The sequence below is a fragment of the Streptomyces sp. NBC_00083 genome (genome assembly GCF_026343295.1).
GTDB lineage: Bacteria > Actinomycetota > Actinomycetes > Streptomycetales > Streptomycetaceae > Streptomyces.
In genome coordinates this window covers 102689-127927 of sequence record NZ_JAPELY010000005.1, presented here as the reverse complement: position 1 = coordinate 127927, position 25239 = coordinate 102689, and the positions used below count along the sequence as shown (strand labels likewise).

General features: G+C 72.2%; 24 protein-coding genes. 20 read left to right on the top strand and 4 right to left on the bottom strand.

What is annotated here, in order from left to right; translation table 11 throughout:
- Positions 1-60 precede the first annotated feature (60 nt).
- The 6 genes from OOJ98_RS33230 (at position 61) to OOJ98_RS33205 (ending at position 6364) form a co-directional block, all read left to right on the top strand.
- Positions 61-831, top strand: coding sequence for an FkbM family methyltransferase (locus OOJ98_RS33230; RefSeq protein WP_267059090.1), 771 nt, complete (start codon positions 61-63; stop codon positions 829-831).
- A gap of 215 nt (positions 832-1046) precedes the next feature.
- Positions 1047-2900, top strand: coding sequence for a molecular chaperone DnaK (gene dnaK, locus OOJ98_RS33225; RefSeq protein WP_267058851.1), 1854 nt, complete (start codon positions 1047-1049; stop codon positions 2898-2900).
- Positions 2900-3538: a nucleotide exchange factor GrpE gene (grpE, locus tag OOJ98_RS33220; RefSeq protein WP_267058850.1), complete on the top strand. Its 639-nt coding sequence runs from the start codon at positions 2900-2902 to the stop codon at positions 3536-3538. Before dnaK ends, grpE begins: the two co-directional genes overlap by 1 nt.
- Before the next feature lie 45 nt (positions 3539-3583).
- Positions 3584-4771 (top strand): molecular chaperone DnaJ, encoded by a 1188-nt coding sequence (gene dnaJ / locus OOJ98_RS33215; protein ID WP_267058849.1) that lies wholly within the window; start codon positions 3584-3586, stop codon positions 4769-4771.
- A gap of 1 nt (position 4772) precedes the next feature.
- Complete coding sequence (locus tag OOJ98_RS33210) at positions 4773-5240, top strand: helix-turn-helix domain-containing protein (protein ID WP_267058848.1); 468 nt, start codon at positions 4773-4775, stop codon at positions 5238-5240.
- Positions 5241-5389: 149 nt separating this feature from the next.
- Positions 5390-6364 carry a helix-turn-helix transcriptional regulator gene (locus OOJ98_RS33205; protein ID WP_267058847.1) on the top strand — a complete coding sequence of 325 codons (975 nt, stop codon included), beginning with the start codon at positions 5390-5392 and terminating at the stop codon, positions 6362-6364.
- Positions 6365-6612: 248 nt separating this feature from the next.
- Here the strand turns inward: OOJ98_RS33205 and OOJ98_RS33200 are convergent, their stop codons facing one another.
- Positions 6613-7590 (bottom strand): helix-turn-helix transcriptional regulator, encoded by a 978-nt coding sequence (locus OOJ98_RS33200; protein WP_267058846.1) that lies wholly within the window; start codon positions 7588-7590, stop codon positions 6613-6615.
- Positions 7591-7844: 254 nt separating this feature from the next.
- On the opposite strand from OOJ98_RS33200, the gene OOJ98_RS33195 reads away from it, so the two are divergent.
- Together OOJ98_RS33195 and OOJ98_RS33190 are read left to right on the top strand one after the other, a co-directional pair.
- Positions 7845-8015, top strand: a complete 171-nt coding sequence (locus OOJ98_RS33195; RefSeq protein WP_267058845.1) for a hypothetical protein — start codon at positions 7845-7847, stop codon at positions 8013-8015.
- The gene (locus tag OOJ98_RS33190; protein WP_053726447.1) at positions 8012-8344 is read left to right on the top strand and encodes a (2Fe-2S)-binding protein; all 333 of its coding nucleotides are present in this window, start codon (positions 8012-8014) and stop codon (positions 8342-8344) included. The genes OOJ98_RS33195 and OOJ98_RS33190 overlap by 4 nt, the downstream gene beginning before the upstream one ends.
- Positions 8345-8457: 113 nt before the next feature.
- Here OOJ98_RS33190 and OOJ98_RS33185 read toward each other — a convergent pair whose 3' ends face one another.
- Positions 8458-8871 (bottom strand): pyridoxamine 5'-phosphate oxidase family protein, encoded by a 414-nt coding sequence (locus tag OOJ98_RS33185; RefSeq protein WP_267058844.1) that lies wholly within the window; start codon positions 8869-8871, stop codon positions 8458-8460.
- Positions 8872-9012: 141 nt separating this feature from the next.
- Here OOJ98_RS33185 and clpB point away from each other — a divergent pair, with 141 nt between their 5' ends.
- Both clpB and OOJ98_RS33175 read left to right on the top strand, forming a co-directional pair.
- On the top strand, positions 9013-11616 hold the full coding sequence (gene clpB / locus OOJ98_RS33180) for an ATP-dependent chaperone ClpB (RefSeq protein ID WP_267059088.1): 2604 nt from the start codon (positions 9013-9015) through the stop codon (positions 11614-11616).
- Positions 11617-11755: 139 nt separating this feature from the next.
- Positions 11756-12298, top strand: a complete 543-nt coding sequence (locus tag OOJ98_RS33175) for a YbjN domain-containing protein (RefSeq protein WP_267058843.1) — start codon at positions 11756-11758, stop codon at positions 12296-12298.
- Positions 12299-12317: 19 nt separating this feature from the next.
- On the opposite strand, the gene OOJ98_RS33170 is transcribed toward OOJ98_RS33175, so the two are convergent.
- Complete coding sequence (locus OOJ98_RS33170) at positions 12318-13418, bottom strand: hypothetical protein (RefSeq protein ID WP_267059087.1); 1101 nt, start codon at positions 13416-13418, stop codon at positions 12318-12320.
- 220 nt (positions 13419-13638) lie between these two features.
- The gene (locus OOJ98_RS33165) at positions 13639-14829 is read right to left on the bottom strand and encodes a pyridoxal phosphate-dependent aminotransferase (protein WP_267058842.1); all 1191 of its coding nucleotides are present in this window, start codon (positions 14827-14829) and stop codon (positions 13639-13641) included.
- A 110-nt stretch (positions 14830-14939) separates the two neighbouring features.
- Between OOJ98_RS33165 and OOJ98_RS33160 the strand changes: the two genes are divergently transcribed.
- The 10 genes from OOJ98_RS33160 (at position 14940) to OOJ98_RS33115 (ending at position 25131) form a co-directional block, all read left to right on the top strand.
- Complete coding sequence (locus OOJ98_RS33160; RefSeq protein ID WP_267058841.1) at positions 14940-15230, top strand: hypothetical protein; 291 nt, start codon at positions 14940-14942, stop codon at positions 15228-15230.
- 537 nt (positions 15231-15767) lie between these two features.
- Positions 15768-16292, top strand: coding sequence for a DUF2617 family protein (locus OOJ98_RS33155; RefSeq protein ID WP_267058840.1), 525 nt, complete (start codon positions 15768-15770; stop codon positions 16290-16292).
- 85 nt (positions 16293-16377) lie between these two features.
- Entirely contained in the window at positions 16378-18000 is a 1623-nt protein-coding gene (locus OOJ98_RS33150) for a polyamine aminopropyltransferase (RefSeq protein WP_267058839.1), read from the top strand.
- A gap of 131 nt (positions 18001-18131) precedes the next feature.
- Positions 18132-19121 (top strand): SRPBCC domain-containing protein, encoded by a 990-nt coding sequence (locus tag OOJ98_RS33145; protein WP_267058838.1) that lies wholly within the window; start codon positions 18132-18134, stop codon positions 19119-19121.
- 36 nt (positions 19122-19157) lie between these two features.
- The gene (locus OOJ98_RS33140) at positions 19158-19946 is read left to right on the top strand and encodes an aldose 1-epimerase (RefSeq protein ID WP_267058837.1); all 789 of its coding nucleotides are present in this window, start codon (positions 19158-19160) and stop codon (positions 19944-19946) included.
- Positions 19947-19969: 23 nt separating this feature from the next.
- A complete protein-coding gene (gene pyrE / locus OOJ98_RS33135; protein ID WP_267058836.1) occupies positions 19970-20518 on the top strand; it encodes an orotate phosphoribosyltransferase in 549 nt (182 codons plus the stop codon).
- 257 nt (positions 20519-20775) lie between these two features.
- Entirely contained in the window at positions 20776-21798 is a 1023-nt protein-coding gene (gene fbaA / locus OOJ98_RS33130) for a class II fructose-bisphosphate aldolase (protein WP_267058835.1), read from the top strand.
- A gap of 192 nt (positions 21799-21990) precedes the next feature.
- A complete protein-coding gene (locus OOJ98_RS33125) occupies positions 21991-23439 on the top strand; it encodes a DHA2 family efflux MFS transporter permease subunit (protein WP_267059086.1) in 1449 nt (482 codons plus the stop codon).
- Between the two features lie 158 nt (positions 23440-23597).
- Positions 23598-24011, top strand: coding sequence for a DUF3151 domain-containing protein (locus OOJ98_RS33120; protein ID WP_267058834.1), 414 nt, complete (start codon positions 23598-23600; stop codon positions 24009-24011).
- Positions 24012-24189: 178 nt separating this feature from the next.
- The gene (locus OOJ98_RS33115; RefSeq protein WP_267058833.1) at positions 24190-25131 is read left to right on the top strand and encodes a DUF3152 domain-containing protein; all 942 of its coding nucleotides are present in this window, start codon (positions 24190-24192) and stop codon (positions 25129-25131) included.
- Positions 25132-25239: the final 108 nt, after the last annotated feature.

Sequence of the window (25239 nt, the reverse complement as noted above, 5' to 3'; positions counted from 1 at the left end):
CTCGCCACCGACGACGGACCCCTCCCACCAGGGACTCCACCAGGGAGCAGTACAGACGTGATGACGACCCTTCCGCGCCGCCTGCACCGCACGGTGCGCCGCCTCGGCATCGACGTGGTCCGCCACCGCCCCGCCGGGCACGACCTGGTGCGGCTGCTGCGCCGGTACGAGATCGACCTCGTCCTCGACGTGGGCGCGCACCGGGGCGACTTCGGCGCGCTGCTGCGCGAGGCCGGCTACCGGGGCCGCATCGTCTCCTTCGAGCCGCTGCGCGAGCCCCGCGCCGAGCTGCGCCACCGCGCCGGGCCCGACGACGGCTGGAGCGTCCTGCCGTACGCGCTGGGCGACCGCACCGGGACCGCCACCCTCAACATCTCCGGCGACTCGGGCCCCGCCAGTTCCTTCCTGCCGATGCTGCCCCGCCACCGCGCGGCGGCCCCGCGGGCCGCGTACACGGGCGACGTCATCGTGGAGACCCGGCGCCTGGACGAGGTGTGGAAGCAGGTCACCGCGCCGGGCGAGCGGATCTTCCTCGCGCTGGACGTGCAGGGGTACGAGGCCCAAGTCCTGGACGGGGCGGGGGAGTTCGCGGACGAGATCTGCGGGGTGCGGATCGGGGCGCCGCTGGTGCCGCTCTTCGAGGGCGGCCGGCTCTTCGACGACCTGCTGGCGCTCGCCCGTGAGCGGTTCGGCCTGACCCTCATGTCGCTGGCGCCGGGCCTCACCGACCCGCGCGACGGACGACTGCTCCAGTGCGGCCTGGTGCTGCTGCGCGAGGACGCGCCGGCCCCGGGGGAGCAGGTGCCCGCGCAGGTCCCGGCGGTGGTGTGAGAGCGTCGGAAGACGCCTTCTGAGGCGTTGCATGGGCAGGTTTCGCGACCTCGCCGGGAGCCTTCGAAACCCCTCTGACCTGTGGCGATGTCCTCGATTGCGGATAAGCGCAGGATAAAACTTGAGCGTGCCAGACTCAGCTCTGTTGACGCGATGCGAGCCGTCATGCATCCTTGAGCCAGTTCCACTCAAGTCAGTCATCTGGAGGAATTGAAATGGCACGTGCGGTCGGCATCGACCTGGGCACGACGAACTCCGTCGTCAGCGTTCTTGAAGGCGGCGAGCCCACCGTCATCACCAACGCAGAGGGCGCCAGGACCACGCCGTCCGTCGTCGCCTTCGCGAAGAACGGCGAGGTTCTGGTCGGCGAGGTCGCCAAGCGCCAGGCGGTCACCAACGTCGACAGGACCATCCGGTCGGTCAAGCGCCACATGGGCACCGACTGGAAGATCGAGCTCGACGGCAAGAGCTTCAACCCGCAGCAGATGAGCGCCTTCATCCTGCAGAAGCTCAAGCGCGACGCGGAGGCCTACCTCGGCGAGAAGGTCACCGACGCGGTCATCACCGTGCCGGCGTACTTCAACGACTCCGAGCGCCAGGCCACCAAGGAGGCCGGCGAGATCGCGGGCCTCAACGTCCTGCGCATCGTCAACGAGCCGACGGCCGCCGCCCTGGCGTACGGCCTCGACAAGGACGACCAGACGATCCTCGTCTTCGACCTCGGTGGCGGCACCTTCGACGTGTCCCTCCTGGAGATCGGCGACGGCGTCGTCGAGGTGAAGGCCACCAACGGTGACAACCACCTCGGTGGTGACGACTGGGACCAGCGCGTCGTCGACTACCTGGTGAAGCAGTTCCAGTCCGGCCACGGCGTGGACCTGTCCAAGGACAAGATGGCCCTCCAGCGCCTCCGCGAGGCCGCCGAGAAGGCCAAGATCGAGCTGTCCTCGTCCACCGAGACCTCGATCAACCTGCCCTACATCACGGCCTCCGCCGAGGGCCCGCTGCACCTGGACGAGAAGCTCACGCGCGCCCAGTTCCAGCAGCTCACGTCCGACCTCCTGGAGCGCTGCAAGACGCCGTTCCACAATGTCATCAAGGACGCGGGCATCAACCTCTCCGAGATCGACCACGTCGTTCTCGTCGGCGGTTCCACCCGTATGCCGGCCGTCGCCGAGCTCGTCAAGGAGCTGACCGGCGGCAACGAGGCCAACAAGGGCGTCAACCCGGACGAGGTCGTCGCCATCGGCGCCGCCCTCCAGGCCGGTGTCCTCAAGGGCGAGGTCAAGGACGTCCTGCTCCTCGACGTCACCCCGCTCTCCCTCGGCATCGAGACCAAGGGAGGGATCATGACCAAGCTCATCGAGCGCAACACCACGATCCCGACCAAGCGGTCCGAGATCTTCACGACGGCCGAGGACAACCAGCCGTCCGTCCAGATCCAGGTCTACCAGGGCGAGCGCGAGATCGCGGCGTACAACAAGAAGCTCGGGATGTTCGAGCTGACCGGTCTGCCGCCGGCCCCGCGCGGTGTCCCGCAGATCGAGGTCGCCTTCGACATCGACGCCAACGGCATCATGCACGTGACCGCGAAGGACCTGGGCACGGGCAAGGAGCAGAAGATGACCGTCACCGGCGGCTCCTCGCTGCCGAAGGACGAGGTCAACCGCATGCGTGAGGAGGCCGAGCAGTACGCGGAGGAGGACCACCGCCGCCGCGAGGCCGCCGAGAGCCGCAACCAGGGCGAGCAGCTCGTCTACCAGACCGAGAAGTTCCTCAAGGACAACGAGGACAAGGTCCCGGGCGAGGTCAAGACCGAGGTCGAGGCGGCCGTCGCCGAGCTGAAGGAGAAGCTCAAGGGCGAGGACTCCGCGGAGATCCGCACCGCCACCGAGAAGGTCGCCGCCGTCTCGCAGAAGCTGGGCCAGGCCATGTACGCCGACGCCCAGGCCGCTCAGGGCGCCGCCGGCGCCGGTGAGGGTGCCGAGCAGGCGCACCCGGCCGGTGACGACGACGTGGTCGACGCCGAGATCGTCGACGACGAGAAGCCGAAGGGTGGCGCCGCCTGATGACGGAGGAGACCCCGGACTTCGAGGAGAAGCCCGACGTCCCCTCCGGCGCTCAGGAAGACGCCGAGCCGAAGGCCGCCGACTCCTCCGACGAGGAGAAGGCGGCCCCGGCCGGGGACGCAGCCAAGGACATCGCTCTGCAGGCCCAGCTGGACCAGGCCCAGACGGCGCTCACCGAGCGCACCACGGACCTCCAGCGCCTCCAGGCCGAGTATCAGAACTACCGCCGCCGGGTGGAGCGGGACCGCGTCACGGTCAAGGAGATCGCCGTTGCCGGCCTCCTGACCGAGCTGCTGCCCACGCTCGACGACATCGGCCGGGCCCGTGAACACGGCGAGCTGACCGGTGGCTTCAAGTCGGTGGCCGAGTCCCTGGAGACGGTCGCCGCGAAGATGGGCCTGCAGCAGTTCGGCAAGGAGGGCGAGCCCTTCGACCCGATGGTCCACGAGGCCCTGATGCACAGCTACGCGCCGGACGTCACCGAGACGACCTGCGTGGCGATCCTGCAGCCCGGGTACCGGATCGGCGAGCGTACGATCCGCCCCGCGCGGGTCGCGGTGGCCGAGCCCCAGCCGGGTGCGGCCGCCAAGGAAGACCAGTCGAGCGACGAGGAGAGCGGTGGCCCCGACAAGGGCTGACGCAGCGGTCATTGAAGAAGTGATCGTCCGGAAGGAGGGACGTCGATGAACACGAAGGACTTCGTCGAGAAGGACTACTACAAGGTTCTCGGCGTCCCCAAGGACGCCACGGACGCGGAGATCAAGAAGGCGTACCGCAAGCTCGCGCGCGAGAACCACCCCGACGCCAACAAGGGCGACACCAAGGCGGAGGAGCGCTTCAAGGAGATCTCCGAGGCCAACGACATCCTCGGCGACCCCAAGAAGCGCAAGGAGTACGACGAGGCGCGCGCCCTGTTCGGCAACGGAGGCTTCCGGGCCGGGCCGGGCGCGGGCGGCGGCAGCTTCAACTTCGACCTGGGCGACCTGTTCGGCGGGCAGCAGCCCGGCGGCCAGGGCGCCGGGGCCGGCGGCTTCGGCGGCGGGCTCGGCGACGTGTTCGGCGGGCTGTTCAACCGGGGCGGCGCGGGCACGGGTCAGCGCACCCAGCCGCGCCGGGGCCAGGACCTGGAGTCCGAGGTGACGCTCAGCTTCACCGAGGCGGTCGACGGCGCCACCGTGCCGATCCGGCTCTCCAGCCAGGCTCCCTGCAAGGCCTGTTCGGGCACCGGCGACAAGAACGGCACGCCCCGCGTGTGCCCGACCTGCGTCGGCACCGGCCAGGTGTCGCGCGGCTCCGGCGGCGGTTTCTCGCTGACCGACCCGTGCGTCGACTGCAAGGGCCGCGGCCTGATCGCCGAGAACCCGTGCGACGTCTGCAAGGGCAGCGGCCGGGCGCGCTCCTCGCGCACCATGCAGGTCCGCATTCCGGCCGGCGTCAGCAACAACCAGCGCATCCGCCTGCGCGGCAAGGGCGCGCCGGGTGAACGCGGCGGCCCCGCGGGCGACCTGTACGTCGTGGTGCACGTCGACGCCCACCCGGTGTTCGGCCGCAAGGACGACAACCTCACGGTCACGGTGCCGGTCACCTTCACGGAGGCGGCTCTGGGCGCCGAGGTCAAGGTGCCCACGCTCAGCGGCCCTCCGGTCACCCTGAAACTGCCCGCGGGCACCCCCAACGGCCGTACGATGCGGGCCCGCGGAAAGGGCGCGGTCCGCAAGGACGGCACCCGGGGCGACCTGCTCGTCACGGTCGAGGTGATGGTGCCGAAGGAGCTGGACGACAAGGCCCGCGAGGCCTTGGAGACCTTCCGCGACGCCACCGCGGGCCAGGACCCGCGGGCCGACCTGTTCCAGGCCGTGAAGGGAGCATGAGATGGACCCCCGCCAGCGCCGGCAGCCCCCCTTGGGCGGCCGGGCCTACGAGTTGAACGACGAGACGCCGGTGTACGTCATCTCGGTGGCGGCCCAGCTCTCCGGTCTGCACCCGCAGACCCTGCGCCAGTACGACCGCCTCGGCCTGGTCTCGCCCGACCGCACGGCCGGGCGCGGCCGGCGCTACTCGGCCCGCGACATCGAACTGCTGCGTACGGTGCAGGAGTTGTCGCAGACCGAGGGCATCAACCTGGCCGGCATCAAGCGCATCATCGAGCTGGAGAACCAGGTCGCGGCGCTCCAGGCCCGGGTCGCCGAGCTGGCCGGCGTCGTCGAGGGCGCGGCCGTCGCGATGCAGCAGCGCGAGGCCCAGGTGCACGCCTCCTACCGGCGGGACCTGGTCCCGTACCAGGACGTGCAGCAGGCCGGCGCGCTGGTCGTGTGGCGGCCCAAGAGGGCGTCGGAGTAACCCGGTTCGGGGTCCGGCTCCCCGCGGCGTTTCCCAGGCCCGTCGTCCCGTTCCGGGGCGGCGGGCCTCTCGCGTGCCGTGCCGACGTGAACCGGCACCCCGATGGGGATAGGGTCGTCGGGCTCGAACGCAGGGAGGCGGGACGGAGCATGTCTGGGCAGGAGGCGCATCCGCATGGCGCGGACCGGCTGTGCGCGGCCGGGGAACGGGCGTACGCGGACGCGCTGCGCGCCGGACGCATCGCGCGCGCGGAGGCGACCGACGCCCCCTGCCTGATCGACCTGGGGCTGCTCCACCCCGATCCGGCCGACCCGGCGTGGCTGCTTCCGACCTCCCCGCAGGTGGTGATGGCGCGGCTGCTGCGCGGCATCCACGAGGACATCGCGGCGAGCCAGGCCCGCACGGGCTCGGCGGCGGCCGCCTTCGAGCGGTTCGCCGCGCTCGGCGCCCCGGTGCCGGCCGGCGGCGAGGCCATCCGCGTCCTCGACGGCATCCCCCGCATCAACGCGGCCATCGACGACGCGATAGCGGCCTGCACCACCGAGTCGCTCACCATCCAGCCCCGCGGCATCCGGCCCGAGCACATCCTGTCGCAGGCGCTGCCCCGGGCCGTCGACATGCTGGACCGCGGGGTGCGCATCCGCACCATGTACACGCACGTCGCGCGCTACGGCACCGGACTCGCGGACTACCTGCACCAGTTGGAGGGGCGGGCCGTGGAGGTGCGCACCCTGGACGAGGTCACCGAGCGCCTGCTGCTCTTCGACCGTACGGTGGCGATCATCCCGGCCGCCGCGGACGACTCCAGCGCCCTGGAGCTGCGCCATCCGGCGCTGGTGGAGTACCTGGCCACCGTCTTCGAGCGGCTGTGGCGGCTCGCGGTGCCGCTCGCCGACGCGGTGCCCGTGGCCACCGACATCGCGGGCGTCACCCACCGCGAGCGGGTCATCGCGGCGCTCCTCGCGGAGGGCCACCAGGACGCGGTGATAGCGCAGCGCCTCGGCATCAGCGTGCGGACCTGCCGCCACCACATCAGCCGGCTCGCGGAGGCGCTGGGGTCGAGCAGCCGCACACAACTGGGCGTACGCATAGCCCAGTCGGGGCTCGATGCGCATCCCCGCTGAGCCGAAGCGATCGAAGTGGTACGCGCGAGTCGGGCATGTCGGGCTTTAATCCGGCTCCAGTTGATGCAGTGCAGCAACATGATGGTGGTGGTGCGGCGGCCCGCGATGCATCGTGGTGGCGGTATGAGCAGCTCAACTCGACGGGACACGGGGCCGGCAGGCGGCGGGACGGACGCCGTGGCTGCGGCCCTGTTCGTGCGCGGCCCCCGGTGCGGCCCCGCGCACGTCGGCGCGCCCAGGTGACGGCTTCAGGCGTCCTGCTCCAGGATGCCCGACTGGGCTATCAGGAAGCCGAGTTGGGCCCGGCTCCCGCTGCCGAGCGACGCGGCGAGCTTGGCGATGTGGGCGCGGCAGGTGCGGACGTTCATCCCCAGGCGGCGGGCGATGGCCTCGTCCACGTGGCCCTCGACCAGGAGCTTGGCGATGGAGCGCTGGACGCCGGTGATGCCGGCCGTCTCCAGGTGGTAGGGGACCTCGTCGTCCCAGGGCACGGCGTACTGCCAGAACTGCTCGAAGACGCCCACCAGGTACTGCACGAGCCCCTCGTGGCGCAGTTCGAGGGCGACCTGGCGGTCGCTGCGGGCGGGTATGAAGGCGATCTTGCGGTCCATGATGATGAGCCGGTCGATGATCTCTTCGAGGGTGCGCACTTCGAGGCCGTACGGCGCGATCCGCTCCACGTAGCCGATGGTGGCCGAGTGGTGGCGTGCGGTGTGCTGGTAGAGGGTACGCATCTCGACGCCGCGGGCGACCAGCGGTTCGACGCGGCGCAGCCCCGCCTCGAAGCTCTCGGGCCTGCGTCCGCTGCCGGGCTGGATGACGAGCAGCTCGTCGGTGCACTCCTCGATGACGCGGTCGAGGGTCGCGTTGATCAGTTCCAGGCCTTCGAGGACCGTGATCGCGTGGGTGCCCGTCAGGGGCGGCGTCGCGATCGACATGAATGGCTCGAAGGTGTTGGCGAGGGCGACCGACAGCTTCCTGCGCTCCTGGATCTCGCGTTCGAGCGGCTGGGTCAGCAGGTTGAGCACCACGGTGGGTGGAACCGGCCGCAGCAGCCCGGCGTCGTCAGGGTCGGGGCGCAGCAGGGTGAGGTCGACCAGGCACGGTGCCGCGTCGGCTTCTGAGCGGGTAATCCCGCCCGTACGCAGGGCGAGCGAGTACAGGGCCGTCCCTGTCTCGCACAGATCGACCGGGCCGTGATCGTGTCCAACATGCCCCTTTTTCAACCTAGTTGCACCCCCCTCATCCTTTTGAATTACAGGAACATGATGCCTGGCTGCGCTGGTGCAAGTGGTCGGAGTGGGCCATCGTCGTATCCGCGGGGGGAGGTAATGATCAAAAGAGGTGGAGATCGGCCATGAGCAGGATGGTTCGAGCACTAAGCACGACAGCCGTTGTGGCGGCTGCTCTCTGCGCTCTCTCGGCGCCTGGGGACATTACTTGGGAGTCCCACCCCGCGAAGGCGGATGTCGCAACTGCAATGGACATCACCTGGGAGATCGCGCCCAAGGTCGCCTCGATATCGAGCGACCCGACCTGGGAGGTCGCGCCCAAGGCGGCGCCCGGCGACATCACCTGGGAGGTCGCACCCAAGGGCGCGGCGCCCGGTGACATCACGTGGGAGGACGCTCCCGCAGGTGCTGTCGCATGAGCTTCCCGCCCGACGACCGCACCTTCCGTCGCGAAATGGCCACGGCCTACCGCTCTGGGTGGCACTTCATCGACCTCGCCACAGCAGTCCCGTTCCGTGGCGATTCGTTGATGGTCACCCTGCTCGGTGAGCCGATCCTGATCGCCCGTGAGGACGACGAGGACGTCCGCGCCTACCGGTGCCTGCGCCGTCCGCGCGGGGCGCCGCAGCCCATCCGCTGCGTCGTCCGGTACGGCATGGTCTTCGTCAATCTCGACCAACGCGACCACCAGCTTTTCGAGTCGGAAGCTCAACCCGATTCATCCACCGCCACCCCCCGCAGTGCCTGACGCGATCCCCCGTCGTTACACATCGCGCAGGCGCTTCCCCCACACAGCGGCGCCATCGTGGACCTGAACACGGTGGCGCCGCTGTGCTGCCCGGACGCGGTCGCCGGGGCCGCTCAGGCGTTGCCCATCGCCCTGGTCAGCCGGATCTCGATCAACACCCGGCCCGGGTTCACCCGCGGGGTGCGCTGATACCGCTCCGTGTACCGCGCCTCCGCGTCCGCGATCAGCTCCGGCTCCGTGCGGACCACCGCGCGGCCCTCCAGCGTCGCCCAGCGCCTGCCCTCCAGCTGGCACAGCGCCACCCGTGCGCCGAGGGGATCGGCCGCCGCCTCCGCCAGGACGTTCGCGGCCTTGCGGCTGCTCCCGCTCGTGATGACGCGGGCCAGTCCCGCCTCCGGGTCGTACGTCGCCCCCACCGGCACCACGTGCGGCGAGCCGTCCGGCCGGTGCGTGGTCAACGTGCAGATGTGGCGCTCGCGCCAGAAGCTGAGATAGCCCTCGCCGGGCATGCGTACATCAGTGGCCATGGCCAAGGAACCTAGCCCCCGGGAGCCCGTCTTTCTCACCTTGAGCGGAATGGGCTCAACTTTGTGTACGTTGGAAGGGTCATGGGTGGCGCACGTCGTGCCCGCCACGATCCGACGTACGACGAGGAGGAGCGAACGCACGTGGACGCCGAGCTGACCAACAAGAGCCGGGACGCGATCAACGCAGCGAGCAGCCGGGCCGTAGCCGGGGGCCACCCGGATCTGACCCCGGCGCATCTGCTGGTCGCGCTCCTGGAAGCCCAGGACAACGAGAACATCACCGACCTGCTGGCCGCGGTCGACGCCGACCAGGCCGCCGTGCGCTCGGGCGCCGAGCGGATCCTCGCGGCGCTGCCCAGCGTGGCCGGCTCCACCGTCGCGCCGCCCCAGCCCAACCGCGACCTGCTCGCCGTCATCGCGGACGCCGCGCAGCGCGCCAAGGAGCTGGGCGACGAGTACCTCTCCACCGAGCACCTGCTGATCGCCCTCGCCGCCAAGGGCGGACAGAGCGGTGAGATCCTCTCCCAGCAGGGGGCGAGCGCGAAGAAGCTCCTTGAGGCGTTCGAGACGAGCAGGGGAGGGCGCCGGGTGACCACACCCGACCCGGAGGGTCAGTACAAGGCGCTGGAGAAGTTCGGTACGGACTTCACGGCCGCCGCGCGCGAGGGCAAGCTCGACCCGGTCATCGGCCGGGACCAGGAGATCCGCAGGGTCGTCCAGGTGCTGTCGCGGCGCACCAAGAACAACCCGGTGCTCATCGGCGAGCCCGGCGTCGGCAAGACCGCCGTCGTCGAGGGCCTCGCCCAGCGCATCGTGAAGGGCGACGTGCCGGAGTCGCTGAAGAACAAGAAGCTGGTCTCGCTCGACCTGGGCGCGATGGTCGCGGGTGCGAAGTACCGCGGTGAATTCGAGGAGCGCCTCAAGACCGTCCTGTCCGAGATCAAGGAGAGCGACGGACAGATCATCACGTTCATTGACGAACTGCACACCGTCGTCGGGGCCGGCGCGGGTGGCGATTCGGCCATGGACGCCGGCAACATGCTGAAGCCGATGCTGGCCCGCGGCGAGCTGCGGATGGTCGGCGCGACCACGCTCGACGAGTACCGCGAGCGGATCGAGAAGGACCCGGCCCTGGAGCGCCGCTTCCAGCAGGTTCTGGTCGCCGAGCCGTCCGTCGAGGACACCATCGCGATCCTGCGCGGCCTGAAGGGGCGGTACGAGGCGCACCACAAGGTGCAGATCGCGGACGGCGCCCTGGTGGCCGCCGCCACCCTCTCCGACCGGTACATCACCTCCCGCTTCCTGCCCGACAAGGCCATCGACCTCGTCGACGAGGCCGCGTCCCGGCTCCGTATGGAGATCGACTCCTCGCCCGTCGAGATCGACGAGCTCCAGCGCTCCGTCGACCGGCTGCGCATGGAGGAGCTGGCGCTCAAGAACGAGACCGACGCCGGCTCGATCCAGCGCCTCGACAAGCTCCGCAAGGACCTCGCCGACAAGGAGGAGGAGCTGCGCGGCCTCAACGCCCGCTGGGAGAAGGAGAAGCAGGGTCTCAACCGGGTCGGTGAGCTGAAGGAGAAGCTCGACGACCTGCGCGGCCAGGCCGAACGCGCCCAGCGCGACGGCGACTTCGACACCGCCTCCAAGCTCCTCTACGGCGAAATCCCGGGCCTGGAGCGGGAGTTGGAGGAGGCCGCCGAGGAGGAGGCCGAGCAGGAGAAGTCCAAGGACGCCAAGGACACCATGGTCAAGGAGGAGGTCGGACCCGACGACATCGCGGACGTCGTCGGCGCCTGGACCGGCATCCCCGCCGGCCGCCTCCTCGAAGGCGAGACGCAGAAGCTGCTCCGCATGGAGGGCGAGCTGGGCAGGCGCCTCATCGGGCAGACCCAGGCCGTCGAGGCGGTCTCCGACGCGGTGCGCCGCACCCGGGCCGGCATCGCCGACCCCGACCGGCCCACCGGATCGTTCCTCTTCCTCGGCCCCACCGGCGTCGGCAAGACCGAGCTCGCCAAGGCGCTCGCCGACTTCCTCTTCGACGACGAGCGGGCCATGGTCCGCATCGACATGTCGGAGTACAGCGAGAAGCACAGCGTGGCCCGTCTGGTCGGCGCTCCGCCCGGCTACGTCGGCTACGAGGAGGGCGGCCAGCTCACCGAGGCCGTCCGCCGCCGCCCGTACTCCGTGGTGCTCCTGGACGAGGTGGAGAAGGCCCACCCCGAGGTCTTCGACATCCTGCTCCAGGTCCTCGACGACGGGCGCCTCACCGACGGCCAGGGCCGCACCGTCGACTTCCGCAACACCATCCTCATCCTCACCTCCAACCTGGGCAGCCAGTACCTGGTGGAGCCCTCGACCAGCGCCGAGGTGAAGAAGCAGCAGGTCCTGGACGTGGTGCGGGCGTCCTTCAAGCCCGAGTTCCTCAACCGCCTCGACGACCTGGTGGTCTTCTCCGCCCTCACCAAGGACGAGCTGTCCCACATCGCGGGGCTCCAGATCGACCGCCTGGCCAAGCGCCTCGCCGACCGGCGCCTCACCCTGGAGGTCACCCCGGCCGCCCTGGAGTGGCTCGCCGACGAGGGCAACGACCCGGCGTACGGAGCGCGCCCGCTGCGCCGTCTGATCCAGACCGCCATCGGCGACCGGCTCGCCAAGGAGATCCTGGCGGGCGAGATCAAGGACGGCGACACGGTACGGGTGGACCGGGCCGGGGACGGGCTCGTCATCGGGGCCGCGGCGCACTAGGCCGCGCGCCCGCCCCCGGGCACATCCGGCCACCCGGGACTGATTGAGTCAGCCCGCAGCGGATACCCGGGGGCGGGGCTTGCCAGTCCTGCCCCGGCATGGGGGAGGATGACCGGAACCGTACGAAGGAAGATTCACGATGACCATCGACCCGTCCTCGATTCCGAATTTCGGGGCTCAGCCCGGCCCGCAGCCCGGCGGCGCGCCGGCCGGCCCCATCGTTCCCGACCAGGACCTGGTGAAGCAGCTCCTGGACCAGATGGAGCTCAAGTACGTCGTGGACGACGAGGGTGACCTCGCCGCGCCGTGGGAGGATTTCCGTACGTACTTCATGTTCCGCGGCGAGGACGACCAGCAGGTCTTCTCGGTGCGGACGTTCTACGACCGGCCGCACAGCATCGACGACAAGGTCCAGATCCTGGAGTCGATCGACGACTGGAACCGCCGCACCCTGTGGCCCAAGGTCTACACGCACACCCACGACGACGGCACCGTCCGCCTCATCGGCGAGGCGCAGATGCTGATCGGCACCGGCGTCGCCCTGGAGCACTTCGTGTCCTCCACCGTGAGCTGGGTGCGCGCCTCGATCGAGTTCGACAAGTGGCTCCTGGAGCAGCTCGGCCTGGAGAAGGACGTCGACGGCGAAGAGGGCGACGAGCCCGGCGCCGCCGACTCCGAGTGACTCCGCTTCCGAGCGGCGCTCACAGCGCCATCCTGGCCAGCGTCAGCAGATAGGCGCCGTAGCCGAACGACAGCCCGGCCAGGGCGACGGTCACCGCGACCGCGGCCCTGGGCCGGGCTTTCGTCAGCGCCAGGGCGACCGGCACGAGCAGCGGGAACGCGGGGAGCAGGAAGCGCGGCTTGGACTCGAAGTAGCCCGCCCCGCCGACCGCGATCAGGACCAGGACCGCCGCGTACACCGCGAGCGGCAGCGCCGGCCGGTCCAGGACGAACAGCGCGAAGAGCACCACCATCACACCGGTGATCAGCGCGGCCATCGGGAACCCCAGGTCGTACGGGACCAGCGCGAGCCGCTTGACGAAGGCCAGCGAGCCCGCGCCGAAGTCGAACCGGGAGGTCCAGCCGGCCTGCACCGCGAAGTAGCCGCCGAACGGATCGCCCTCGCGCACCCCCACCCACAGCACATAGCCGCACCAGCCGAGCGGCGCGAGCAGCGCCCCCGCCCACGGCCGCCACGAGCGCCGCCCGCCGCGCCACAGCTCGTACCCGGCCGCCGCCACGACGGCCGCGGCGACCGCGACCGCGTTGGGCCGCGACAGGCCGGCGAGCAGCGCGAGCGAGCCCGCCCACAGCCAGCGGCGCGTCAGGACCGCCCACAGCGCCCACGCGGCGAGCGCCGTCATCACGGGCTCGGTGTACGCCATCGTCAGGACCACCGAGTGCGGGAGCAGCCCCCACAGGAGCACCAGCACGGTGCCCACGGGCCGCCCGTACAGGCGCTCGCCCACCAGGTAGATCCCGCAGGCCGCGGCCACCGCCGCCGTCCAGGACACCAGCAGCCCCGCGGTGCCGCCGGTGACCGGGAGCACGGTGGTGACCGCGCGGATCAGGCCCGGGTAGAACGGGAAGAACGCCATGTCGCTCTGGACCGCGCCGTCCGGCCAGAACAGGGTGCGGCCGTAGCCGTGCGCGGCGATCCGGACGTACCAGTCGGCGTCCCAGGCGGTGGCGAGCCGCGCCCGCGGCGAGATGCCCCGGTGGTGGGCCGCGGCCGCCAGCACCAGGAACCCGGTCAGGCGGGCTGCGGCGAACAGGCCGAGCGCGGGGGCCGCCCGCCGCAGGGCGGCCGCCCAGGGCGGAACGCCCGCCCGGCCGTCGGCCCGGCCGGCACGGGCGGTGGCGGTGATCTCGGCGGACAGGGGGCACCTCCGGGCGCGCGTGATCGGACAGACCGACCATCCGCGCGGATCCCGGTGCCCGCGACCGCTGCGCCCCCGACCGGGTGGAAGTCCGCCCACCCGGCGGTGCGCACACGGCCGCCGGCGCGCCGCGGGGCCCGCGCTAGCCGGCCAGTGCCTTGAGGCGGCCGACCGCCTCTTCGAGTACCGCCGTCTGCTTGCAGAAGGCGAAACGGACAAATGGGGCGCCTTCCGTACGGTGATCGTAGAAGACGGCGTTGGGGATTGCCACGACGCCACAGCGCTCGGGCAGCGCCCGGCAGAACGTGAGCCCGTCGCTCTCGCCCAGCGGACGCACATCGGTGGTCACGAAGTACGTGCCGGCCGGCCGGAACACCCCGAACCCGGCCGCCGCCAGCCCCTCGCTCAGCAGGTCCCGCTTGGCCAGGTGCTCCGCGCGGAACGCCTCGAAGTAGGCGTCGGGCAGCCGCAGCGCCTCGGCCACCGCGTACTGGAACGGTCCGGACGCCACGTACGTGAGGAACTGCTTGGCCGAGCGGACCGCGGCCACCAGCTCGGGCGCGCCCGTCACCCAGCCGACCTTCCACCCCGTGAACGAGAACGTCTTGCCGGCGGAGCCGATCGTGACGGTCCGCTCGCGCATGCCGGGGCAGGAGGCGAGCGGGATGTGCTCGGCGCCGTCGAAGACCAGGTGCTCGTACACCTCGTCGGTGATGACCAGGAGGTCGCGCTCGCAGGCCAGCTCCGCGACGGCGGCCAGCTCGGCGCGGGTCAGCACCGTGCCGGTCGGGTTGTGCGGGGTGTTGAGCAGGATCAGCCGGGTGCGCGGGGTGACGGCCGCGCGCAGCTCGTCGAGGTCGAGCACGAACCGGTCCCCGTCGGGGCGCAGGGTGACCGGCACCCGGGTGCCGCCCGCCATCGCGATGCACGCGGCGTACGAGTCGTAGTACGGCTCAAGCGCGATGACCTCGTCGCCCGGTTCGACCAGGGCGAGCAGGGACGCGGCGATCGCCTCGGTGGCGCCCGCGGTGACCAGGACCTCGCGGTCCGGGTCGTAGGACAGGCCGTAGAAGCGCCGCTGGTGCTCGGCGACGGCGGTGCGCAGTTCGGGGACGCCGGGGCCCGGCGGGTACTGGTTGCCGCGGCCCTCGCGCAGGGCGCGGACCGCGGCTTCCCGTACCGCCTCGGGGCCGTCGGCGTCGGGGAAGCCCTGGCCGAGGTTGATCGCCCCGGTCCGCTGGGCGAGGGCCGACATCTCGGCGAAGATCGTCGTCCCGAACTCGGCGAGGCGGCGGTTGAGCAGAGGGCGCGCGCTGGAGGTCATGACGGCCATCCTGCGGGCAACCTCTGGAGTTGCTCAAGTGTGCTTTGGCGCCGGACGGCGAAGGGCATCCCCTCTCCACGCGGGCCACGGGGGAACGCGTCACGGAAGGACGGTGGGGGATGGGCATCGTGATCGCAGTGGTCGTCATCGTGTTGGTGGTGGTCGCCCTGGCCCGTTCCGCGGCGCGCGGACGGCGCCGCGGGGGCAGGGGATCGCGCAGGGGCTCGGCGGCCTCGGCCGCGGGCGGCGGCAGCTGGTGGGCGGCGGGCGGCTCGGACGGCGGCAGCTCGTGCGGCGGCGGCGGTGGCCACCACGGGGGCGGCGGCCACAGCGGCCACTCCTGCGGCGGAGGCCACTCCTCGTGCGGCGGCGGCTCGTCCTGCGGGGGCGGCGGCTGCGGATCGAGCTGACCGACCCGTGCGAGCCCCGGGGCCTCCGGCCCCCGGGGTCTCCGCTCCCGGGCTTCCCGGTTCCGGGGTCTCCCGGCCCGCCGGGGCTCGCGTCCCGTGGGCCCGGCTCATTCGGGGGGCGGCCATTGGGGTGTTGCGTCCGGGGGCCGGTGGGGCGGCGGTCGGGTGGGGCGCGGTGGTCGCGGCTGACACGGGGCAGCCGATTCCGCCGCCCTCCCCGCCCGTTGTGCGCCCGTTGTGCGCCCGGTCGGTCCCGACCGGCCGGGCGCCTTCTTTCACGCCGGTAGTTGAACGTTTGAACCGAGTGGCCCCCGAGGGGATGGAAACCCCATCAAGTTGGGTAAAAAAGCTGTGAGCGCCGCGCACTTCATGATTCCCTCGCAGAGAACCCACGCAGCCTTCGGACCCCGGGCGATCAGAGAGCGGTCCCCCGGTCCTTCGTTGCGGCCCGCGTCGACATCCGGTCATCCACCGGCATCGGTCACCCACCGACATCGGTCACCCACCCGCCACATGTGTGTTTTGCGGAGCCCACCCATGCTCACGTCCCTCAAGACCGCCTATACCGACACGCGTGCCGCCGACCTCGCCTGGGCGCTGGGCCGCGAGCCGCTGCCCGCCCTCGCCGTGCTCGACCTCGAACTCTCCGGCGCCAAGCTCCAATTGAGGCTCCTCGGCGCCTCGCACCAAGTCCTCCTCGACGAGGAGCGCGGCACCTGCTCGGAGACCGTCGCCTGCATGCCGGGGAGCAGCACACCGCTGCCGCTCGGCGTGGCGAAACGGCTCGGCGAGTGGGACTACGAGTTCGCCGCACGCGTCGAGACGCTCTCGCAGGGCTCGTTCGCGGGCCGGGCCCAGGAGCTCCTCGCCCTCGTCGCCGACCACCCCAACGGACTGGCGGGAACGTTTCCCGGATCGCCGCACGCCTTCACCGCGATGCTCGCGCAGCGCGGCGAGGGCCAGGTGTGGTGGCGTACCTGGCACGCCTACCCGCAGGAAGGGCAGTTGGTGGTCACCCGCACCCGCGTCGGGGTACGGGTACCCACCCCCGCCGGGCTGTGAGGCGCGCGGATTCCCCACCGGTTGGCTTCAGTTGCACCCGTGTGGGTGACAGGATGCGAACGGAGCGTCACGTAGCGTTCGCATCATGATCGAACCGCTTCCCGCTCCCGTGAGTAGTCCGCGGTCGGGCCGGTTCCTCGTCCTGGCCGTCGTGTTCATCTGTGCCGCCTGCGGCCTCGTGTACGAGCTCGAACTGGTCGCCCTGGCCTCGTACTTGATCGGCGACTCGGTCACCCAGGCCTCGGTGGTCCTGTCGGTGATGGTCTTCGCGATGGGGGTCGGCTCGCTGCTCGCCAAGCGGCTGCGCTGCCGGGCCGCGGTCGGCTTCGGTCTCATCGAGGCCGCGCTCGCCCTGGTCGGCGGCTGCTCGGCGGTGGTCCTGTACGCGACGTTCGCCTGGTTCGGCGGCTCCCGGTACGCGCTCGTGGCCTTCTCGCTCGCCATCGGCATGCTGATCGGCGCCGAGATCCCGCTCCTGATGACCCTCATCCAGCGCGTCTCGCGGCGCGCCGCGGGCGACGCGAGCGGCACCGTGGCCGACCTGTTCGCCGCCGACTACGTGGGCGCCCTCGTCGGCGGCCTCGCCTTCCCGTTCCTGCTCCTTCCCCAACTCGGCCAGCTGACCAGCGCGTTGCTCACCGGTTGCGTCAACGCCGTGGCGGGCGGCTCGCTGGTGCTGCTGCTCTTCGGCCGCGAGCTGTCGCCGCGCGCCCGCTGGCTGCTGCTCGGCGCCAACGCCCTCGCCCTCGCCGTGCTCGCCCTGACCACCGCCATGGTCGGCGACTTCGAACAGGCCGCGCGCCGCGCCGTCTACGGCAGCCAGGTGCGCGTCGCCGTCCAGAGCCACGTGCAGGAGATCGTCCTCACCGGCAGGGCGGGCGGCCCCCTCGACCTCTTCCTCGACGGGCGGCTGCGCGTCGACGGCCGCGACGAGGCCCGCTACCACGCGGCCCTGGTCGGCCCCGCGCTCGACGGCGGCCCGCACGGCCGGGTCCTCGTCCTGGGCGGCGGCGACGGCCTCGCCGCCCGCGAGGTGCTGCGCCACCCCGGCGTGCGCTCGGTGACCCTCGTCGACGTCGACCCCGAGCTGATACGGCTGGCCCGCAGCGACCCCGGGCTCGCCGCCCTGAACGGCCACGCCTACCGCGACCCCCGGCTGCGCCCGGTGGCCGGCGACCCCTTCGCCTGGCTGCGCGGCGAGGGCCGCACCTCGGACCCGTACGACGTCGTCGTCTGCGATCTGCCCGACCCCGGCATGACCGCGAGCACCAAGCTGTACTCGCAGGAGTTCTACGGCCTGGCCTCCCGCGTCCTGGCACCCGGCGGGCGGCTCGTGGTGCACGCGGGGCCGGTGACGGGCAGCCCCCGCACGTTCTGGACGGTCGCCTCGACGGTCCGCGCGGCCGGGCTCACGACGTTCGCCTACCGCGCGGCCGGCCGTACCGCCGCGCTCACCGAGGGCCCCGGCCGCGCCCTCGGCCCGGCCCCCTCGCCCGGGGACTGGGGGTTCGTCCTGGCGGCGCGGCCCGACCAGGGCGTGCCGATGGCGACGCGGGCGGCGCGTCCCCGTGTGCTCGCCGGGGCTCGGGCGCCCGTCGCCGCCCGCTCCGGGGTCCGGCTGCCGATCGGAGCCCAGGCCCTCGCCCCGCCGCCCGGCGCGGCCGGGTACGCGCCGTCGACGCTGGTGCATCCGCGGTACGGGGAGTGAGAGCGGCGGGGCGGCACGGGGTGGCGGCCGCGCCGGGGCCGGGGATGCGGCGGGGGCGTGCGTGGCCGGGTGAGGCATCGGCGTCGCGTTGACGCAGACGGAACGGCCGGTGCTGAGTAGGCTCGGTGACTATGGAGCATGAGGTGTTCGTTCCGGTGGAGGCCCAGGCACTCCGGCAGACGCTGCGCGATTCCGCCCTGGTCGCGCGCTGTCTGCCGGGGCTCCAGCAGGATGCGGGCGAGCCGCCCATCGCGGGCCGGCTGAAGGTCCGCCTCGGCGGGAGCACCATCACCTACCGCGGGGCCCTGCGCATCACCGAGCAGGACGACGGAACGTTCGCCGTGGAGGGCGAGGGCGTGGAGGTCCGCGGCGCGGGCGCGGCCCAGCTCACCCTGGCCGTACGGCTGGCCGACGCCCCGGGCGGCACCACGCTCGCGTTCACGGGCGGCGCGCTCGTGGAGGGCCGGGCGGCGGACGTGCCGCGGGACACCGCGAGGGCGTCGGCGCTGCGGCTGCTCGACCGGTTCGCCGCGGCGCTCGCCCATCCCGCTCGGCCGGAGGGTGCGGGGCAGGCCAGGCCCACCGCGGAGGACCTGGCGGAGGCCACCGGCTCCGAGCCGTCGCCGCAGCCGGCCGACCTGGCCGACACGGACCTCAACACTGACCTCGGCGAGGACCTGGACTCCGCCGGCCCCGACACGCGGGGACGCGACGCGACCGGCCCGGACGGGCCGGCCGTGGACGGCGCCGACCTGGACGCCGCCGGACCGGACGCGACCGATCTGGACGCGACCGATCTGGGCGCGACCGACCTGGACGCGGAGAGCTTCGCCTCGGTCTTCGACGCCGAGGTGCCGCCGCCCTCCCTCGACCCGCTCGCCGACGACGAGTTCGCCATCGAGGTGGGCCCGATGCCCGCCGAGGCCGCGCACGCCCGCCGCACGATGATCGGCCGCAGCGCCGAGGAGGTCGACCACGCGCCGCCGCGCGGCCGCTATGCCCCGGTGCCCGCGCCCTCGGGCAGCAACGCGGGAGCCACCCTGCGCTGGGTCGCCCCGGCCGCGGCCCTCGCGCTGGCCTCCGCGGTCGTGGTCGGCCGGGCGCTGAGGCGCCGCCGTTGAGCCCACATCCGCGGCCCACCCGTTAGGGTCGACGGCGTGAGCAGTGACGAGATCAAATTGGGCGTCGGCGCCGTGGAATTGACCGTCGACGCGGGCAACGGCTGCCGGATCAGCAGCCTGCGGATCGACGGCACCGAGGTGCTGCGCCAGGGCGAGAAGTACGGCTGCTTCCCGATGGTGCCGTGGTGCGGCCGGGTCGAGAACGGGCAGTTCCGCGACGGCGGGGTGAAGTACCAACTGCCGCTCAACGCGGCGCCGCACGCCATTCACGGCACCGCCCGCGACCACGCGTGGAAGACGGCGCGGGTCTCGGCCACCGAGGCCGTGTTCACCCAGGAACTCACCGACCCCTGGCCGTTCAGCGGCAAGGTCACCCAGATCTTCGAGCTGACCCCGGACGCGCTGACGATCCGGATGGGCGTCGAGACGTACGACAACTCCTTCCCGGCGCAGGTGGGCTGGCACCCCTGGTTCGTGCGGGAGATCGACGGCAGCAGCGTCGAGCTGGCCTTCGACGCCGCGTGGCAGGAGGAGCGCGGCGACGACCATCTGCCCACCGGGCGGCGGATCGACCCGCTGCCGGGCCCCTGGGACGACTGCTTCGGGATGCCCGACGGAGTCGACGTCACCCTCACCTGGCCTCAGCGGCTCGAACTGAAGGTGACCAGCCCCACCGAGTGGGTCGTCATCTACGACGAGCAGGAGGCGGCCGTCTGTGTGGAGCCGCAGTCGGGCCCGCCCAACGGGCTCAACACGCTGCCCCGCCAGGTCACCCCGATCGACCCGCTGGAGCTGACGACGACCTGGGCCTGGCGCCGGCTCTGAGGACGGCCCTTAAGCTCTTGGGTATGACTGACGTACGCGCTGACCTGCTCCAGCAGATCAAGGACAAGGCCGTGGTGCACGGCAAGGTGACCCTCTCCTCGGGGATCGAGGCCGACTACTACGTCGACCTGCGCCGGGTCACCCTTGACGGCGTCGCCGCGCCGCTGGTGGGCCAGGTGATGCTCGACGTGGCCGCGGAGTTCGACTTCGACGCGGTGGGCGGCCTGACCATGGGCGCCGACCCGGTGGCCGGCGCGATGCTGCACGCCGCCGCCGCCCGCGGCCGCTCCCTGGACGCCTTCGTCGTCCGCAAGGCGGCCAAGGCGCACGGGATGCAGCGTCAGGTCGAGGGCCCGGACATCAAGGGCCGCCGGGTCCTGGTGGTCGAGGACACCTCGACCACCGGCGGCTCGCCCCTGACCGCCGTCGAAGCGGTCCGCGCGGCGGGTGCCGAGGTGGTGGCCGTGGCGACGATCGTGGACCGCGCGACGGGCGCCGCGGAGAAGATCACCGAGGGTGCGGGCGTGCCGTACGTCTTCGCGTTCTCCTCGACGGAACTCGGCCTGGAGTAGGGCGCGGCCCCGGCCCGCCCAACGGGCGGCTCGATGGGCGCAAAAGTCGTGACGTAGGTCCCGGGGCCCGGACAGGGCGAGCCTGACCTGCGTGTTCTCCGAGGGGCGGACCGTTTCACGTGAAACGGTCCGCCCCTCGGACGTCCACGGGGTGGAGCCGCTGCCAGAGTCTGGAAAGATGGTCCGCGACGATGACGTCGCCCCCAGGTCAGGGCCAGCACATATCGCACACCCCGCACATCACAAGGAGCGGACAGATGCCCATCGCAACCCCCGAGGTCTACAACGAGATGCTCGACCGGGCGAAGGCAGGCAAGTTCGCCTACCCGGCCATCAATGTGACCTCGACCCAGACCCTGCACGCTGCGCTGCGCGGCTTCGCGGAGGCCGAGAGCGACGGCATCATCCAGGTCTCCACCGGTGGTGCGGAGTTCCTGGGTGGCCAGTACAACAAGGACATGGTGACCGGCGCGGTCGCCCTGGCCGAGTTCGCGCACGTCGTCGCCGCCAAGTACGACGTCACGATCGCGCTGCACACGGACCACTGCCCCAAGGACAAGCTGGACGGCTACGTCCGCCCGCTGATCGAGGTCTCCGCCGCGCGCGTGGCCAAGGGTCTGAACCCGCTGTTCCAGTCGCACATGTGGGACGGCTCCGCCGAGACCCTCGCCGACAACCTGGCCATCGGCCAGGAGCTGCTCGCGAAGGCCGCCGCCGCGAAGATCATCCTTGAGGTCGAGATCACCCCGACCGGCGGCGAGGAGGACGGCGTCAGCCACGAGATCAACGACGAGCTGTACACGACCGTCGACGACGCGCTGCGCACCGCCGAGGCGCTCGGTCTGGGCGAGAAGGGCCGCTACCTGCTGGCCGCTTCCTTCGGCAACGTCCACGGCGTCTACAAGCCGGGCAACGTCGTGCTCCGCCCCGAGCTCCTCAAGGACCTCCAGGCGGGCGTCGGCGAGAAGTACGGCAAGCCCTCGCCGTTCGACTTCGTCTTCCACGGCGGTTCGGGCTCCTCGGCCGAGGAGATCGCGACGGCCCTGGAGAACGGCGTCGTGAAGATGAACCTCGACACCGACACGCAGTACGCCTTCACCCGGCCGGTCGCGGACCACATGTTCCGCAACTACGACGGTGTCCTGAAGGTCGACGGCGAGGTCGGCAAGAAGTCCACCTACGACCCCCGCACGTGGGGCAAGCTCGCCGAGGCCGGCATGGCCAAGCGGGTCACCGAGGCGTGCGGGAACCTTCGGTCGACGGGTACGAAGCTGAAGTAGCGCGGCACGCAGCCGCTCACGGGCCCGGTGTCCCCCCTCGGCGGGGGTACGCCGGGCCCTGCCGTTTCCGCACCGGGCACGAGGTGTCGCGCGCTTGCCCGCGCCCCCCAGCGGTACGGGCGCCGGGCGGAGCCCCGGGTTTCGGGGTGGGCTCGGACGGGGGACAGTCGTGCTGTGGCGGACAACGTACGCATGCGCACCGGTCCCGGCCGCTGGGTGCTGCTCACCACGGTCCTCGGCTCCGGCATGGCCCTGCTCGACTCCACCGTCGTCAACGTCGCCCTGCCCCACATCGGCACCGACCTCGACACGGACATGGCCGTCCTGCAGTGGACCGTCAACGCCTACATGCTGACGCTGGCCGGCCTGATCCTGCTGGGCGGCGCGCTCGGCGACCGGTACGGCCGGCGGAAGGTGTTCGTGACCGGGGTGGTCTGGTTCGCCGCCGGCTCGCTCCTGTGCGGCCTCGCCCCCGACGCCGGCGTGCTCATCGCGGCCCGCGCCCTCCAGGGCATCGGCGGCGCGCTGCTCACCCCCGGCTCCCTCGCGATCATCCAGGCGGGCTTCCACCCGGACGACCGGGCCCGCGCGGTCGGCGTCTGGTCCGGGCTCGGCGGGGTCGGGGCCGCCGTCGGCCCGTTCCTCGGCGGCTGGCTGGTGGACGGCCCCGGCTGGCGCTGGGTGTTCCTGATCAACGTGCCGCTCGCCGCGCTGTGTGTGACGGTCGCCCTGCGCCACGTGCCGGAGTCGAAGGACCCGCGCACCCACACCGCGCCGTTCGACGTGATGGGTGCGGCGCTCGGCGCGCTGACCCTCGCGCTGGTGACGTACGCGCTGATCGAGGCGCCGGGCCAGGGCTCCTCGGGGCTGGTGGTCGGGGCCGGGGTCGCGGGCCTCGGGACGGGCGCGGCGTTCGTACGGCGGGAGCGGCGGCTGCCCGACCCCATGCTGCCGCCCGACGTCTTCCACTCGCGGATCTTCACCGCGGTCAACGTGGTGACGGTGTGCGTGTACGCGGCGTTCGGCGGGTTCTTCTTCCTCGCCGCGCTCCAGCTCCAGGTCGTCGCCGGGTACTCGGCGCTCGGCGCGGGCGCCGCCCTGCTTCCGACGACGGTCCTGATGCTGCTGCTCTCGGCCCGCTCGGGCGAGCTCGGCCAGCGCATCGGGCCGCGCATCCCGCTCACCGTGGGGCCGCTGCTGTGCGCGGCCGGGATGCTGCTGATGCTGCGGGTCGGTGAGCACGCGGCGTACGTACGCGATGTCCTGCCCGCGCTGGTCGTGCTCGGCCTCGGCATGGTGACCCTCGTGGCGCCGCTCACCGCGACGGTGCTGGCCTCCGTCGACGAGGGGCGGGCGGGGCTGGCCAGCGGCATCAACAACGCCGCCGCGCGGGCGGCCGGGCTGATCGCGGTGGCGGCGCTGCCGCTCGCGGCGGGGATGGGACCGGAGGCGTACCGCTCCGCGGCGGAGTTCGGAGCCACGTTCCGGCGGGCCATGCCGATGTGTGCGGGGGCACTGGTGCTGGCCTCGGCGGTGGCGTTCCTGACCGTGCGGCGGCCGGGGGCGGGGGTGGCCCCGGAGTGCCGCATGCAGGCCGGCGTCACGGGCCCCGCCATCGAACCCAACCACCCCGACGCGTGAGCGGTGCGCCCGTGACGGCCGAGGCCGTCCAGGGCGCCCGGCACCGAGCGGCCGGGGGCGCGGGGAGCCGCGCGAGAAGCGGGGCCGGCCGCGGGCGGCCCCGCGTGGGGGAGAGCACTCCGACAGCCCCGCAGGGACCCGGTGGCAGACTGGGCCGCATGTCCATTCACGAGAACCTCCTCGGCGGCCCCGCCCCCACCCTCCTCCCCGACGACCCGGAGCCGCGCGAGCTGCTCGCCGGCGGTACCGCGCCCGCCGACGTCGCCGCGAAGTACCCCACCTCCTCCCTCGCCTGGGCGCAGCTCGCCGACGACGCGTTCGACGCCGGACGCACCGTCGAGTCGTACGCCTACGCCCGTACCGGCTACCACCGCGGCCTCGACTCGCTGCGCCGCGCCGGGTGGAAGGGCCACGGCCCGGTCCCGTTCGAGCACGAGCCCAACCGCGGCTTCCTGCGCGCCCTGCACGCGCTGGCCCGCGCCGCGCAGGCGATCGGTGAGGACGCCGAGTACGAGCGCTGCACGACCTTCCTGCGGGACTCCTCGCCGCTCGCCGCCGACACCCTGGGCTGATCCACTCGCGGCCGAAAGGGAACGTCCGGGCCGTCCGTGGCATCTGTATGTCTGACACGGACGGTCCCGGCACCCGCGAGCACGACGATCGCGGGCGCCCGGCCGCATCGACAGGCTGGCGCAGAGGCCCCACTCCTCTCCCCCCAACTCCAGCCGGGGATCAGGGGAGAGCTCTGTCTTGGGCAAGCGAGGCGCCCGCGGCAACGCGAACGCGAGTGGAGCAGGCGCGACCGGCCGAAGCGGCCCGCAGGGCCGGGCCGCACCGCAGGGCCGGGCACCGCAGGGCCGGGCCGCGCGACAGCGGCGGCGCGGGCCGCAGAGACGCACCGGACGCTCGCGCCTGCTGCTCCTCGCCGGCTCCCTGATCGCCGTCACCCTGCTCGGCGGAGTCGCCCTCGCCCAGTGGCCCGGCGGCGACTCGTCCGCCACGGAGCCGGGCAACATCGCGGCGAGCCCCATGGAGGAGCAGCCCCCGCTGCCCGTGGACACCGCACCGGTCAAGCCCTCGGCGTCGCCGAAGCCGAGCCCCTCGGACAGCCCGAAGGCCGGTGACGTACCGCGCTCCGGGCCCGGCACCTTCACCACCGCCCAGGCGTCCGGCAAGGTCGTCGGCACCGGCGGCCCACTGCGCCGCTACCAGGTGCAGGTCGAGGACGGGTCGGGCGTCTCCGCCAAGCAGGCCGCCGTCGACATCCAGGCCATCCTGTCCGACCCGCGCAGCTGGGCCGCGCACGGCAAGGGCCGCTTCCAGCTGGTCGCGAGCGGCGCCGACGTCGTCATCAAGATCGCCACTCCCAGGACCACCGACAAGCTGTGCGCCTCCGTCGGCGACACCGGGGGCGAGCTGAACTGCGAGGTCGCCGGCGGTGTCGTCGTGAACCTGAAGCGCTGGGTGACCGGATCGCCGCAGTACGACGGGCCGCCCGCCGAGTACCGCCACCTCATCATCAACCACGAGATCGGCCATTTGATCGGCTACCACCAGCACATGGCGTGCCCGGGTGCGGGCAAACCGGCCCCGGTGATGATGCAGCAGATCAAGGGCCTCAACGGCTGCACGTCCAACGCCTGGCCCTACACCGCCGCCGGTACCTTCATCACGGGCCCCTCGGTGCCCTGACGGGACGGCCGAAACCGTGCTTATGATGCCGGTGGGGACCGGGGCTCCGATGCCGACCAAGGAAGGGGCGGACCGCTACCCGGACACATCGAGGAGACAGCGATGTCA